Genomic DNA, 13,191 nt, shown 5'->3' on the forward strand with positions numbered 1-13,191 from the left:
CATGTTGACCGTCGAGTCGCTCGACGTCGCGTACGGTCGGGCCCAGGTGCTGTTCGGGGTCGACCTGCAGGCCCCGGCCGGGTCGCTGGTCTGCGTGATGGGCCGCAACGGAGTCGGCAAGACCACCCTGCTGAAGGCGATCACCGGGGTGCTGCCGGTGCGGTCCGGCCGGGTGACCTTCGCCGGTCGGGACATCACCAGGCTGCGCACCCACGAACGGGTCCGGCTCGGTCTCGGCTACGTCCCGCAGGGCCACGAGACGTTCCCGCAGCTGACCGTCGCGGAGAACCTGCAGGTGGCGGTCGAGGCGGCGCGGACCGACAAGGCGGCGGTCGACGAGGCGCTGGACCTGTTCCCGGCGCTGCGCGGGCTGCTGCGCCGCCGGGCCGGGTTCCTCTCCGGCGGCCAGCAGCAGCAGTTGGCGATCGCCCGTGCCCTGGTCACCCGGCCGAAGATGCTGCTGCTCGACGAGCCGACCGAAGGCATCCAGCCGTCGATCATCATCGAGATCGAGGAGGCGATCGAACGACTGCACACCGAGGCCGGGCTGGCGATCCTGCTGGTCGAGCAGTATCTCGAACTGGCGCTGCGGCTGGCCGACCGGTTCGTCATCCTCGACGCCGGTGAGGTGGTCCGGGCCGGCGACAAGGAGGACCTGCGCGACGAGTCGGTCCGCCAACTGCTGTCGGTGTGACCCAGCCGGCCTGACTCCCTGTCGGCGGTCGTCACTCGGTCGGTGGCAGCTCGAACAGCAGGCAGGACGAGGTGGCGTGGGCGGCGAGCCGGCCGGCGGCGTCGGTCAGCTTCGCCTCGGCGTACGCGGTGCGCCGCCCGCGCTGCACGATGGTGCCCTCGCAGCGCAGCGTCCCCGAGGCGAGCGTCACCGGGCGCAGGAACTTCACGTTCAGGTCGATCGAGGTGTAGCTCGTCCCGGCCGGCAGCACCGAGTGCACCGCGCAGCCGGCCGCGGTGTCCAGCAGGGTCGAGATGATACCGCCGTGCACCGTGCCCAGGGCGTTGTAGTGGAACTCCTGCGGGGTCAGCACGGTGACCACCCGGCCATGCTCGGGCTCCAACCCTTCGAGGCCCAGCATCACCATCACCGGTGGGGCGGGGATCTCACCGGACGCCATCGCCTGCAACTGGCCCAGCCCGTCGAGGCCGTTCAACGCCGCCAGCCGCACCGTGGCGGGGTCGGTCCACGAGAAGGTGCGGCTGCGCTGCGCCGCGTCCGGCGCCGGCTGCTGAGTCTGTGTCATAGACGCAGCCTGGCAGCCGGTTGCTAGGTCTGTCAACAAGACCTAGCCTGGTCGGGGTGAGACCTACCGCACTCGACTGGTCCATCGACAACTGCACCATCGCCCGCACCATGGAGATCATCGGCGAGCGGTGGACCGTCGTCGTGCTCCGCGAGGTCTTCAACGGCGTACGCCGGTTCGACCAGATGCGCGAGCGCACCGGCGTGCCCCGCCAGGTGCTGACCAACCGGCTCACCATGCTGGTCGACCAGGGCCTGCTGCGCCGGCACCCGTACCAGGAACCGGGGGAGCGGCAACGCTACGAGTACCGGCTCACCGGCAAGGGCCTCGACCTGTGGCCGGTGCTGGTCGCCCTGCTGCAGTGGGGCGACCGGTACTGCGTCGACCCGGACGGCTCCCCGCTCGCCGTCGCGCACCGCGACTGCGGGGCCGAGGTCGGCGTCACGATGCGCTGCGCCGCCGGCCACGACGTCGCCGACCCCCGCGACGTACTTCCCCGCCCCGGCCCCGGTGCCCGCCGCCGCGAACCGACCGGCTGAAGCCCTACGCTGCGGGCGTGCACATAACGCGCCTGCTCGGTCCTGGACGCCGGCCGCGCGGCACACCACCGCGTCCGGCAGTGGTACGGCAGCGCCAGCCAGCTGCGGCGGGCGTCGCGCAGCTTCTCGTCGAGGGTTGATCCACCCGGGCCTGCCAGTGGCTCTGCCCGACTTCCTCGGGCAGAGCCACTGGCGGCATCCAGGGTTACGACCAGCATCTCGCTGGAGACTGTCGGTCGGGGCGCATGTGTACGGTCGTGACTACCAGTTCGGGGGGAGGTAGTTGGTCTTGGTCACCCCGCGGTTGGTTTTGCTGATGCGGTAGTTGGACCCGCAGTTCGCCTTGGAGTACCCGCCGATGCCCACGCCGTTGCCGTAGGCGGTCTTCGTCGTGCCCGAGTTCACGTGGATGCACTTGGTCCAGGCACGGTAGAAGCCTGTGCCACCCCGACACATGACCCCGTAGGTGGCGGTCCCGGGGGTAGCGTTGCAGTTCGTCGGCAGCGCGAGCGCCGGCGCGGCGGTGACCGTGACAACACCGAAGGTCGAAATGAGCGCAAGGGTCAGGGAGACCGCTACCCGTTTCGCGGTGCTGAGCCTGTGCCCCGCCCCGTTTTCTCTTTCTCGCACCTTTTTGGCCCTCTCTGTCTGTCGGTCGGTTCCAACGTCGGCATCATGTCCATAGCTTTCGCGGTGCGGTTTTCGCGCCGTCAAGCCATAGATTGACATCGCCCCCTGCTGAAGCAGGGAGATTCGACCCTCACGGGTTGAGGTTCCTGCTTCGCCGACCACAGCCGACCCGAATCAACGGCAAGGGACGGGATACCGCCCATCGGTCCTACGCAGTCTCCGCAGACGTCACTTCCCACCAGCCCGGCGGTAGACCCGACCGGCTTGGTCATCACCGGAAGGGCAACGCCACGCTAGCACACCTGTTCGCATGCCGGATGTCCTGTTCCTCCCCGGGCTGAACGGCCGGAGTATCCACGAAAGACCTCTGATGGAGATCATCAGGTTGGCTGCCAACGAGATCGCCGACTCGGTAAAGCTCCATCATGTACAAGCCAACGGGTCCGCCGCAACTGCAACTCTGTCACCGGCCTCGAAGATCATGTGACGTGGGCCTTGCCCGGACCGCCACCTTGGCCTCGGCTCGCACGGCGATCCTTATGAGACACAGCCCTAGGCCCCGGATCCGGCGGCGGCGTGCCGCTGGTGGTAGGCGCGGACCCGGTCCTCCACCTCGGCGCGTAGCGTCAGGAACTCCGGCAGCCGTTTGACGGCCAGATCCCGGGGTGTGCCATCGCGGTCCGGCGGCAGCTGCACCGGCAGGTCGGCGGCGACCCGGCCCGGGTCGCCGGCCAGCACCACCACCCGCTGGCCGAGGAAGACCGCCTCCTCGACGTCGTGGGTCACCATCACCACGGTGGTGCCGGTGTCGGCCCACACCCGGCGGACGAACAACTGCATGTCCTCCTTGGTCTGCACATCGAGGGCACCGAACGGCTCGTCGAGCAGCAGCACTCGCGGTTCGCAGGCCAGCGCCCGGGCGATCGCCACCCGCTGGCGCTGCCCGCCGGAGAGCTGCTTCGGCAGCGCGTGTCGCAGCCCGGTCAACCCGGTCTCAGTCAGGTACCAGGCGACCCGCCGGGCCCGTTCGGCCCGACTGACCGGCAGCAGCTCCAGCCCGAACGCGACGTTGCGTTCCACCGTCCGCCACGGATACACGGCACCGCTCTGCAGCACCAGCCCCCGGTCCGGACCCGGCCCGGTGACCGGCGCACCGTCGAGCAGCACGGTGCCCCGGCTCGGCGTGGACAGCCCGGCGATCAGCGACAGCAGGGTGGACTTGCCCGACCCGGATGCGCCGACCAGGCAGACGAACTCGCCCCGGCGTACCGCCAGATCCACGCCGTCGAGCGCGTGCAGCGAACCGCCGGCGATGGTCCGGAAGTCCTTGCCGACGCCGTCGAGGCGCACCAGCGGCGCGTCGGTGGTCGGGGCTACTGACCCGGCTTCCGCTGCTTTCACGCTGCCCACCTCCCGACCCGGTCGCGGGTCGTCCGCAGCGCCAGGTCGATCGCCACCCCGATCAGGGCGATCACGATCAGTACGGCGAAGATGTTGTCGAGCTGGTTGAACCGCTGCGACCGGACGATCCGGTAGCCCAGCCCGGACTGGGCGTTGATCAGCTCGGCGACCACCACGAAGTTCCACGCCGCCGCCGCGTTGACCCGGATCGCGTCGATCATGCCGGGCAGCGAGTGCGGCACGATCACCTTGCGCAGCACCTCGAACCGACGGGCACCGAGGGTGTACGACACGTCGATCAGTCCGGCCGGCACGGTGCGGACCACGTTTGCGGTCATCAGGGTGTTGAAGAAGACCGTCGCGATGAAGATCAACGCCACCTTGGACGGCTCGCCGAGCCCCAGCCAGATGATCAGCAGCGGGATGAACGCGCTGGCCGGCAGGTACCGCAGCAGACCGATCATCGGCTCCAGCGCCGCCCGACCGGCCTGGAAACTGCCCATCAGCAGGCCGAGCGGCACCGACACCGCCACCGCCAGGCCGAAGCCGCGCAGCACCCGGCCGACGGTCGCGGCGGTGTCGGTCCACAGCTGACCCGTCCGGGCCATCTCCACCCCGGCCGCCACCGACTCCAGCGGCGACGGCAGGAAGTCCGGCTGCCCGTCGACCAGCATGCTGCCGATCTGCCAGGCGGCCAGTGGCACCACGATCGAGGCGACCGTCAGCGTCCAGCGACCGGCCGCCGGGATCGGCGTCCGGATGGCCAGCAGCGCCGGCACCCGGCGGGCCGGACGCCGCCGGGGCAGCGGCCCCCACGACGCCCGGTCCACACTGTCAGCGGTCGCCGCCGGTTCCCGGGTGACGGTCACGGCGAGACCGTCGCCACGAACTGCCCGTCGAGCAACCCGTCCAGCGGCGGTGCCTCGTCGACCAGACCGGTCGCCACCAGGAACTCGGCGATCGAGCGGGCCTGGAAGTCCAGGTTGGCCGGGGTGTCGCCCGGCTCGAACGCCGCCTGGTTGTCGGCCAGGTCGAAGATCGTCGTCCCGGCGTCGTACGTGCGGTAGTCCTCGACGCTGACCCCGGCCTGCGCCGCCATGATCTCGACCGCCTCGTCCGGGTTGGCGGCGATCCAGTCCAGGGTGTCGAACCAGGTGTCCACCACCGCCTGGACCTGCTCCGGATGCGCGGCCACGAACGCCGAGTCGAACACCAGGTGGTCCGGGATCGCGCCGGGGTGCTCGGCCGAGGTGGCGATCGCCTTGCTGCCCTCGCGGCCCAGAGCGGTGGTGGTGAACGGGGCGAACGCGCCGACCGCGTCGACCTGCCCGGCCAGGAACGCGGCGGCGGCCGCGTCGGTCAGCAGCGGGCTGATCTCGACGTCGTCGGCGCTCAGCCCGGCCTCGGCCAGCGCCAACAGCAGCAGGTAGTGGTCGACCGTGCCCTCCTCGATCGCCACCCGCTTACCGGCCAGGTCGGCCACCGAGTCGATCCCCGGCGCGGCGATGATCTGGTCGTTGCCGGTCGAGTTGTCGTTGACCAGCACCACGGTCTGCGTCGCGCCGCCGCTGACCGACGACAGGGTGTCGTTGAGGGTCTGGCTGTTGGCGTCCAGGTTGCCGGTGGCCAGCGCGGTCAGGCTGTCGGTGTAGCTGTCGAAGTAGGTCAGCTCGACGTCGACGCCGTTGGCTTCGAACAGCCCCTGCTCCTGCGCGACCTGCCAGGGGAACCAGCCCGGCCAGGCACTGAACCCCAGCCGTACGGTGGTCGAGCCGTCGCCGCCGGTGGTGGAACCGTCGTCGTCGCCGCAGCCGGCGGCGGTGACCAGCAGTGTCGTCGCACAGACGGCGGCGATCAGCCTCCGGGTGGTGGAACGGCGGGAAAACCTGGGGGTACGTCGCATCTCTATGTCCTCCTGTGGAAGGGAATTACGGGGGATCGGCGCCGCGTCGGCTCAGCGCTCAGTGGCTCGATGGCGCGGCAGGTGCCCGGCGCGGACCAGACAGCCGAGGGTGTCGCAGATGACCCGGGTGGCGATCAGCGAGGTGATCTCGGCGTTGTCGTACGGCGGCGAGCACTCCACCACCTCGATGCCCGCCAACGGCCGTTCGGCGATCAGCTGGATGAACTTGAGGACTTCGCGGGGCAGGAAGCCGCCCGGTTCGGGCCAGCCGGTGCCGGGCACGAACGCGGCGTCCAGGCAGTCCACGTCGAACGACAGCCAGACCGCCTCGGCGCCGTCCCAGGCGACTTCGAGGGCCTTCTCGGCGGCGGCCTCGATGCCCATCTCGACGCAGTCGGTGACCGTCATGATCGTGGTGCCGCGTTCCCGGCCGACCTTGACCCCGGGGCGGGGCGCCTGCCAGCCGCCGATGCCGATCTGCACCAGGTTCTTCGGCGGCACGTTCGGGATGTCGGTGGCGTGGAACCACGGGGTGGTGTGCATCCGCTCGTCGAGGTCGGTCTCCTGGGTGTCGACGTGCCGGTCGAAGTGGATGATGCCCAGGTTGCCGTCGAGGTGTTCGGCGACCCCGCGCACCGTCGGGTAGCCGATCGAGTGGTCCCCGCCGAGCACCACCGGGAAGGCCCCGGAGGAGTAGACGTGGCTGACCGCCTTGGAGATCTGGTCGAAGGTCTTCTCGATGTTCGCCGGGATGGTGAAGACGTCACCGAGGTCGGCGATCGTGATCGACTCGCGCAGGTCGACGCCGAGTTCGAACGAGTACGGCCCGTACAGCGCGGAGATCTTGCGGATGCCCTGCGGCCCGAACCGGGTTCCCGAGCGGTACGTCGTGCCACCGTCGAACGGTGCGCCGAGCACCGCCACGTCGTACTCGCCGCAGCGGCGCACGTCCTCGACGTACGGTGCCTTCAGGAAGGTGTTGATCCCGGCGAAGTGCGGCAGCTCGCCACGGGAGAACGTCGGGATCCGCTTGTCGACGATCGAATCGGCACCGGGCAGGCCGTACTCCAGGCCCCGGGCGATCTCCTCTTCCCACTTGGTGGTGGGCAGTTGGGCCTCGCGGGCGACCGCGTACGCCGCCTCCGGGCCGTAGTTGCCGTGCAGCTCGGGTTGGTCGGCGGGCTGCTGGTCGCGGTGCTGGTGATTGTGGTGATGGTGGTGGAAGCCCACGGGCACCTCCGAATGAGGGCCTGGCTGAGGCACAGCCAGACATCCGGCTGCCTCCCGGGCTTTTGTCCCGCCGTGGAACGCCACCCGCCACGCTGGCGGCCCGACGCCTGCACCTCTCGGACCTGTCCCGTCCCCGGCTGCCCGTGCCTGGCTGCCCGGCGGCGGCGGAACCCTAGGTGCGCCTCACCGTTGGTGAGTCACCCCGGAGTAGACGCCGCTGTGGTTTCGGTCACTTTGCCGACCCGTTGCCGTCGGGTATCGGCTGCGCGCGGGCGGCCAGGTCGGACCAGACCCGCTCGTAAGCGGCGACGTGCGCCGGCTGGTCGAGGTACATCGTCCCGGTCAGGGTGTCGAGCCGGACCAGCCCCGACCCGGCCGGCCGCCGTCCGGGGACCGTCGTGGCGGCGGCGAAGCGCAGCAGGGTGAACGGGTTGGTCATGCCGGCGTGCGCGCCGCCGGCCAGCGGCAGCACCCGTACCGAGATCCCCGGCCTGATCGCGAGTGCCCGCAGGTGGTCGAGTTGCGCCCGCGCGGTCGCGTCGTTGCCGACGGTACGCCGCAGCGCCCCCTCGCCGACGATCATCTGCACCGCCGGCGGATGCGGGTGGGTCAGCAGGTGCCGCTGCCGCGCCGCCAGCTGGTCGAGGCGGGCGGCGATGTCGTCGTCGCTGCGCGGACCGGCCGGGCAGCGCAGCAGCGCCTCGGCGTACCCCGGGGTCTGCAGCAGGTCCGGCAGCGTCGCCTGGCCGTAGCAGCGGATGAGCGTCGCGGACTGTTCGAACACCGGGTACGGGTCGGCGTCGATCGGCAGTCCGGCCAGCCCGTCGTGCCACCAGCGCCCGCCGCTGGGGCGGTCGATCTCCGCTGCGAGGGCGAGCAGCCGTTCCCGGGTCTCGTCGTCGGCCCGGTACAGCCGGCACATCGCTGACATGTCCGCTTCGGTCCAGCGGACCCGCGGGTCGCCGGCCTCGATTCGCCAGAGCGTGCTGTTGCCGCGTCGCAGCTTGTCGGCGGCGACGTCCTGGGACAGCCCGGCCTCGTACCGCAACGCCGCCAGGCACCGTCCCACCTGCCGCCGCAGCAGGGCCGTCCCGCCGGCCTGCGCGTTGATGCCCGCCGTCCGGGCAGCTCTCCCGTTGTACGTCCTCGCCCGTCGGCCGTCACCCCTGCCAGTCATACCCAGCAGGGTGAAACATATACGGGCAACCGTCAAGTTCGGTTGCCTGCGACCTATCTTGCGAGAGTGTGGACATCGACCTGGTCGGCAGCGCTGAGATAGCCGAGATGCTGGGTCAACCAGGCAGTCCGCTGTCCCGTCAGCGCACGTACACCATCACCAGGTCTCGAACCTTCCCGCTGCCGGTTGCGAAGCTCAAACAGGGTGAGGTCTGGCTTCGAGTCGACGTCGAGCGGTGGATCCGGGAGAACCGACCTCCCCGGGTGAGCTAACCGTTGGGCCTGGTCGGTACATCGGAGCTGCGCGCGTTGCTGGGTACGCCGGAGAAGCCGGTGAGCAAGCAGCGGGCGTACGTGGTCAGCCGGTCCAAGGGATTCCCCGATCCGGTAGCGCGGCTGGCGCAAGGCCCGGTGTGGTTGAAGGCCGACGTCGAGCGGTGGATCCAGGAGAACCGGCCGCCCCGGGCCAGCTGAGCCGCGTCCTGCTGCGATCCCGCAGTGGCCATAATGTGGGAAGCTGCTCCCGAATTGCGAGACGGCCGGTCTATCGTCGGAGCATGTCAGCTGTATACACGCACGGTCATCACGAGTCGGTGCTGCGCTCCCACCGCTGGCGTACCGCCGAGAACTCGGCCGCGTACCTGCTGCCGCACCTGCGGCCCGGCCAGGCGTTGCTCGACATCGGCGCCGGTCCCGGCACCATCACCATGGACCTCGCCGCGCTCGTCGCCCCCGGCCGGGTCACCGCCACCGAGGTCACCGACGGAGCGCTGTCGCTGTCCCGCGCCGAGGCGCGGGCCCGGGGCGTCACGACTGTCGACTTCACCACGGCCGACGTACACGATCTGCCCTTCCCCGACGACGCGTTCGACGTGGTCCACGCCCACCAGGTCCTCCAGCACGTCGGCGACCCGGTCCGCGCGCTCGCCGAGATGCGCCGCGTCTGCCGGCCCGGGGGAGTGGTAGCGGCCCGCGACAGTGACTACGACCGCTTCGCCTGGCACCCCGCCGTACCCGAGCTCGACGAATGGCTCGCGCTCTACCAGGCGACCGCCCGCGCCAACGGCGGCGAACCGGACGCCGGTCGCCGCCTGCTCTCCTGGGCGCGGGCCGCCGGGTTCGGTGACGTCACGCCCGGCGCCTCCGCCTGGTGCTACGCCACCGACGAGGACCGCCGCTGGTGGGGGACCATGTGGTCGGAGCGCATCGTCGCCTCCGAGATGGCCCGGCAGATCCTCGCCGCCGGCACCGCCACCCCCGCCGACCTGCGACGGCTCTCCACCGGCTGGCTCCGCTGGGCCGACGCGCCCGACGGCTGGTTCGCCATCCTGCACGGCGAGATCCTCTGCCGTCCCTGACCCGGACGCAAGATCGATCACCGTGGATTATCGGCGTGGTGCGTGACAAGCTGATCCGCATGGAGCTCGACGTCGGTCGGATGACCCTGCGCCTGTTGACGGTGTTCCGGAGTTCACAGCACTCCTACGACTCGACGGACACCTGCCTCGTCGCCGTCGTCCACGACGGCGTCACCGGCCTGGGTGAGGGCACACCGGCCTGGGCGCACGGCGAAACCGTCGAGCAGGTCGTCGCGGCGGTCGCCGAACACGGCAGAGACGTCCTCGGCCCGGACCTGTCCGATCCGGACCGGGTCCTGGACCGGGTGGCCGACTGGGACGGACCGGTCGGCGCGCGGATGGCACTCGACGGCGCGGTGCACGACTGGGTGGGCCGGTCCGCCGGCGTGCCGACATGGCAGTTGTACGGCGTACCGCGCACCATGCCCGAGCCGACCGGGTACACGATCGGGCTCGGCAGCGTCGCGCAGACCCTGGAGCTGGTCGCGAACGCCCCTGCGGTCGGCGCGTTCAAGATCAAGGTGCGCGGCGCCGAGGACCTCGACCGGCTGGCCGCCGTCCGCGCGGTCACCGACCTGCCGGTGCGGATCGACCCCAACGAGGCGTGGGACCTGCGGACCGCGCAGGAACTGACCCCGGCCCTGCGTGCCCTCGACATCCAGCTCGTCGAGCAGCCGTTCCCGAGAGACGCGGTCGAGGTGTACCGCCGCTACCGTGAGCTGCCCGACCGGCTGCCGGTCTTCCTGGACGAGGGCTGCACCGACGTGGACAGTGTCCGGGCGGCCGCCGGCCTGGCCGACGGGGTGGTGGTCAAGTTGGCCAAGTCCGGCGGGGTCCGGGCCACCCGACGGGTGATGGAGGCCGCCCGCCAGGCGGGCCTGTCGGTGATGCTCAGCTGCAACTGCGAGTCGGAGCTAGCGCTGAGCCAGGCCGCCCTACTGGCCCCGCTGGCCGAGCGCATCGACATCGACAGCCAGTTCCTCCTGCGCGACCCCCCGTTCCGGGGGCTGGGCCTCGACCAGGGGCGGATCGTTCTCGGCGACGCCCCAGGGCTGGGCGTGCTGCCGTCCGACCAGCATGCCTTCGGCGGCGTCGACCCGTCGACCGGGGTCGGTGTCCGATCCGACGGCGGGCCGGCCGACTGATGGCCGCACCGGCCACCCCCCGCGCGGCTGCGGGCAACCGCCCCTGGTCGGCGTTGCGCAGGGGTTCCTTCACCCGCGCCCAGTGGGCCGTGCTGATCGGCGGATTCCTGGTCAACGTCGGCTCGTTCTCGATCTATCCGTACCTGGCCGTGCTGCTGCGGGAACGCATGGGCGTGGGCATGGCGCAGGTCGGGGTGGTGCTCGGGGCGGCGACCCTGGTGCAGTTCGCCAGCGCCCCGGCGACCGCTGCGGTGGCCGAGCGGGTCGGTCTCAAGCGGGCCCTGGTGGCGGCCCTCACGCTGTACAGCTTCGGCGGGGCGGCGTTCCTCGCGGGACAGCGGGTCCCGGTGCTGACCGTCGCCGGCCTGTTGCTCATCTCCGGCGGCGGATCACTGTACTCGCCGGCGTACCGCAGCTATCTGGTGCACGAGGTGGGCGACGAGCAGCGGCCCCGGCTGGTGTCGGCAGGCAACGCCGCAGGCAACCTCGGTATAGCGGTGGGGCCGGTGGTGGGGGCGTTGTTCGTGCACCGGCCGACCGTGATGTTCGCGGCCGTGACGACGGTGTACGCCGGTGTGGCGCTCGGTCACGTCTTTCTCCGCCGGGAGCGGCAGGTCGCCGACGCGCCACCGGTGGAGCCGTTCCGGCGGATGCTGCACGGGGTGGCGGTGCTGCCGTTCGTCGTCACCGCCGTGTCGTTCTACGCGCACATGCAGTTCTACCAGTACCTCTCCAGTTACGCCCAGGGCCGGATGGCGACCCTGTTGTTCGGGGCGGCGATGATGGGCTATTCGCTCGGCCTGGTGGTGGTGCAGCCCCTGGTCGCCGAGCGGGTGGGGAGGATGAGCTACCCGGCGGCGATGGCCATCGGATTCGGTGCCCTGGCGACCGGGATGGCCGCGTTCGCGGTTGGCAACGGTCCGGCGGTGGTCTGCGGGGTCGCCGCGATCAGCGCCGGCAGCGCCGTGTTGTTCCTCAAGAACGACCTCGAAGCGTTGGCGGGGTCGAGAAGGTCGGCGACGGTGGCCTTCGGCCAGCAACGGCTCGCGGTGGGGGTCGGTTCGTTCCTCAGTGGCGTCGCCGGGGGCAGCGTGTACGGGGCGTTCGAACAAGTCGGGTTCCTACCCGGCTTCTGGCTGGTCGTCGCCGCCCAGTGTGTCGTCCTTCCGGTGCTGGTGCTCACTGTCGGGCGATGGCTGGGACGCCGCGTACCGCAGCAGGGTTCCTAGCCGCGCTCATCCGGCCGTCGCGGGCCGGTCTGTTGCGGGCCGGTCTGTTCCTGGGCCGCCGGTGACGGCGGCGGGGTGCAGGTCCTGGCCGGCTGACGGCGGATGGGCGCGTCGCGCCCACGGCAAGGTCGACCAGGGCGGGGCCAACTCGTCGAGAGAGGCAATCTCCACCGGCTCCAACGTCTCCATGTCGAGGGCTTCGCGGTGGCGGGCGAAGACCTTGTCGACGTACCGATGGCCGGTGTCGGCTCCGATCAGCAGATGCACCCGTTCCGGGTGGCGGCGGGCCTCCCACCGCGCTGCGAGGTACGCCGCACCGGTGGAGAGACCGGCGAAGACCGCATGAGACCGCATCAGCGCGATGGTGCCGGCCATGGCATGCCGGAAGCCGATCCAGTGCACCTGGTCGTACAGTTCGTGGTGGACGTTGTCGAAAGGGATGGCGCTGCCGATCCCGGCGATGATCGCGTCCGGATCCGGAAACCGTTCACTGCCGAAGCTGACGCTGCCGAACGGTTGGACACCTACGAGCCGGGTCGACGGGTCGTGGGCGCGGATCGGCAGAATCAGTCCGGCGCTGGACGCACCGGTGCCGACGCTGGCGACGACGGTCAGCGGGACCTGCGGTACGGCGGCCCGGACGAGTGTCGCCAGTTCGGCGTAGCCGAGTCGGTGCACCGGGTCGTGGTACTGGCGCATCCAGTGCATGCCGGGGTTGGCGCGCAGGAGCTCCTGTACCCGCGCCACGCGTCGGTGCTGGTCCAGTCGCAGATCGCTCTCGATGGGCATCTGGTGCACGGTGGCGCCGAGGATCTCCAGCTGCGACCGGATGGTCGGGGTCACCGTGGTTGAGGCGACGATGTGGCAGCGCAGTCCGTACCGGTGACAGGCCATGGCCAGCGCGAGGGCGTAAATTCCGCTGGAGCTGTCGACGAGGGTGTCGCCGGGGCGGACGGTCCCCGCCGCCAGCAGGGCCCGTACCGCGCCGAGGGCGGCGTAGACCTTCAGGGTCTCGAACCGGGCCAGGATCATGGTGTCCGACAGGCGGATGAGGCTCGGTGTCTTGATGGCGTCTGTGACGTGCAGGTGTACCGGCGGCGGGGGCGTCGACGGGCCCGTGGACGGCATGGGCTGATCGCTCCTCTGATGTTCATCACATTGTCGTCGGAGAATGCATCTTCTCGGTGTCGAGGCGTTCCGTTGACATGTTGGTCGCTCCGAGTGGTGGATTGGTTCCTGTTGTCGCGCGAATCAGGACGCTGGTAGTCGAGTGCTGTACAATGTCCGACATCGATATAATGATCCGGGATTCACTTGCTTT

General features: G+C 70.4%; 14 protein-coding genes. 6 read left to right on the top strand and 8 right to left on the bottom strand.

The window, feature by feature from the left end; all coding sequences use genetic code 11:
- The first annotated feature begins 1 nt into the window (after nt 1).
- Nucleotides 2-694: an urea ABC transporter ATP-binding subunit UrtE gene (gene urtE / locus ACFHWT_RS23285; RefSeq protein WP_416596807.1), complete on the top strand. Its 693-nt coding sequence runs from the start codon at nt 2-4 to the stop codon at nt 692-694.
- A 31-nt stretch (nt 695-725) separates the two neighbouring features.
- Here urtE and ACFHWT_RS23290 read toward each other — a convergent pair whose 3' ends face one another.
- Entirely contained in the window at nt 726-1,259 is a 534-nt protein-coding gene (locus tag ACFHWT_RS23290; RefSeq protein ID WP_416596777.1) for a PaaI family thioesterase, read from the bottom strand.
- 56 nt (nt 1,260-1,315) lie between these two features.
- Between ACFHWT_RS23290 and ACFHWT_RS23295 the strand changes: the two genes are divergently transcribed.
- Nucleotides 1,316-1,798, top strand: a complete 483-nt coding sequence (locus ACFHWT_RS23295; protein WP_282230394.1) for a winged helix-turn-helix transcriptional regulator — start codon at nt 1,316-1,318, stop codon at nt 1,796-1,798.
- Between the two features lie 261 nt (nt 1,799-2,059).
- Here the strand turns inward: ACFHWT_RS23295 and ACFHWT_RS23300 are convergent, their stop codons facing one another.
- From ACFHWT_RS23300 to ACFHWT_RS23325, 6 genes are all read right to left on the bottom strand, one after another.
- Entirely contained in the window at nt 2,060-2,527 is a 468-nt protein-coding gene (locus ACFHWT_RS23300; protein ID WP_416596778.1) for a hypothetical protein, read from the bottom strand.
- Nucleotides 2,528-2,980: 453 nt separating this feature from the next.
- Complete coding sequence (locus ACFHWT_RS23305; protein WP_416596779.1) at nt 2,981-3,829, bottom strand: ABC transporter ATP-binding protein; 849 nt, start codon at nt 3,827-3,829, stop codon at nt 2,981-2,983.
- The gene (locus ACFHWT_RS23310) at nt 3,826-4,698 is read right to left on the bottom strand and encodes an ABC transporter permease (protein WP_416596780.1); all 873 of its coding nucleotides are present in this window, start codon (nt 4,696-4,698) and stop codon (nt 3,826-3,828) included. The genes ACFHWT_RS23305 and ACFHWT_RS23310 overlap by 4 nt, the downstream gene beginning before the upstream one ends.
- Nucleotides 4,695-5,732, bottom strand: coding sequence for an aliphatic sulfonate ABC transporter substrate-binding protein (locus ACFHWT_RS23315; protein ID WP_416596781.1), 1,038 nt, complete (start codon nt 5,730-5,732; stop codon nt 4,695-4,697). The genes ACFHWT_RS23310 and ACFHWT_RS23315 overlap by 4 nt, the downstream gene beginning before the upstream one ends.
- 51 nt (nt 5,733-5,783) lie before the next feature.
- Nucleotides 5,784-6,962, bottom strand: coding sequence for an agmatinase family protein (locus tag ACFHWT_RS23320; protein WP_416596782.1), 1,179 nt, complete (start codon nt 6,960-6,962; stop codon nt 5,784-5,786).
- 229 nt (nt 6,963-7,191) lie between these two features.
- Nucleotides 7,192-8,139, bottom strand: coding sequence for a helix-turn-helix domain-containing protein (locus tag ACFHWT_RS23325; RefSeq protein ID WP_416596783.1), 948 nt, complete (start codon nt 8,137-8,139; stop codon nt 7,192-7,194).
- 275 nt (nt 8,140-8,414) lie between these two features.
- Here ACFHWT_RS23325 and ACFHWT_RS23330 point away from each other — a divergent pair, with 275 nt between their 5' ends.
- The 4 genes from ACFHWT_RS23330 (at nt 8,415) to ACFHWT_RS23345 (ending at nt 11,870) form a co-directional block, all read left to right on the top strand.
- Nucleotides 8,415-8,612: a hypothetical protein gene (locus ACFHWT_RS23330; protein ID WP_416596784.1), complete on the top strand. Its 198-nt coding sequence runs from the start codon at nt 8,415-8,417 to the stop codon at nt 8,610-8,612.
- An 83-nt stretch (nt 8,613-8,695) separates the two neighbouring features.
- Entirely contained in the window at nt 8,696-9,496 is an 801-nt protein-coding gene (locus ACFHWT_RS23335) for a class I SAM-dependent methyltransferase (protein WP_416596785.1), read from the top strand.
- 38 nt (nt 9,497-9,534) lie between these two features.
- Entirely contained in the window at nt 9,535-10,641 is a 1,107-nt protein-coding gene (locus tag ACFHWT_RS23340) for a mandelate racemase/muconate lactonizing enzyme family protein (protein ID WP_416596786.1), read from the top strand.
- Nucleotides 10,641-11,870, top strand: coding sequence for an MFS transporter (locus ACFHWT_RS23345; RefSeq protein ID WP_416596787.1), 1,230 nt, complete (start codon nt 10,641-10,643; stop codon nt 11,868-11,870). Before ACFHWT_RS23340 ends, ACFHWT_RS23345 begins: the two co-directional genes overlap by 1 nt.
- A 6-nt stretch (nt 11,871-11,876) precedes the next feature.
- Here the strand turns inward: ACFHWT_RS23345 and ACFHWT_RS23350 are convergent, their stop codons facing one another.
- Nucleotides 11,877-12,998: a pyridoxal-phosphate dependent enzyme gene (locus ACFHWT_RS23350; RefSeq protein ID WP_416596788.1), complete on the bottom strand. Its 1,122-nt coding sequence runs from the start codon at nt 12,996-12,998 to the stop codon at nt 11,877-11,879.
- Between the last annotated feature and the right edge of the window lie 193 nt (nt 12,999-13,191).

Source organism: Micromonospora sp. LOL_021 (assembly GCF_048060215.1).
Lineage (GTDB): Bacteria > Actinomycetota > Actinomycetes > Mycobacteriales > Micromonosporaceae > Micromonospora_E.

Coding starts and splice junctions, on each gene's coding strand:
- ACFHWT_RS23300 (WP_416596778.1), bottom strand. CDS start 2,527: ATGTCAATCTATGGCTTGACGGCGCGAAAACCGCACCGCGAAAGCTAT.
- ACFHWT_RS23350 (WP_416596788.1), bottom strand. CDS start 12,998: ATGCCGTCCACGGGCCCGTCGACGCCCCCGCCGCCGGTACACCTGCAC.
- urtE (WP_416596807.1), top strand. CDS start 2: ATGTTGACCGTCGAGTCGCTCGACGTCGCGTACGGTCGGGCCCAGGTG.
- ACFHWT_RS23315 (WP_416596781.1), bottom strand. CDS start 5,732: ATGCGACGTACCCCCAGGTTTTCCCGCCGTTCCACCACCCGGAGGCTG.
- ACFHWT_RS23345 (WP_416596787.1), top strand. CDS start 10,641: ATGGCCGCACCGGCCACCCCCCGCGCGGCTGCGGGCAACCGCCCCTGG.
- ACFHWT_RS23335 (WP_416596785.1), top strand. CDS start 8,696: ATGTCAGCTGTATACACGCACGGTCATCACGAGTCGGTGCTGCGCTCC.
- ACFHWT_RS23325 (WP_416596783.1), bottom strand. CDS start 8,139: ATGACTGGCAGGGGTGACGGCCGACGGGCGAGGACGTACAACGGGAGA.
- ACFHWT_RS23290 (WP_416596777.1), bottom strand. CDS start 1,259: ATGACACAGACTCAGCAGCCGGCGCCGGACGCGGCGCAGCGCAGCCGC.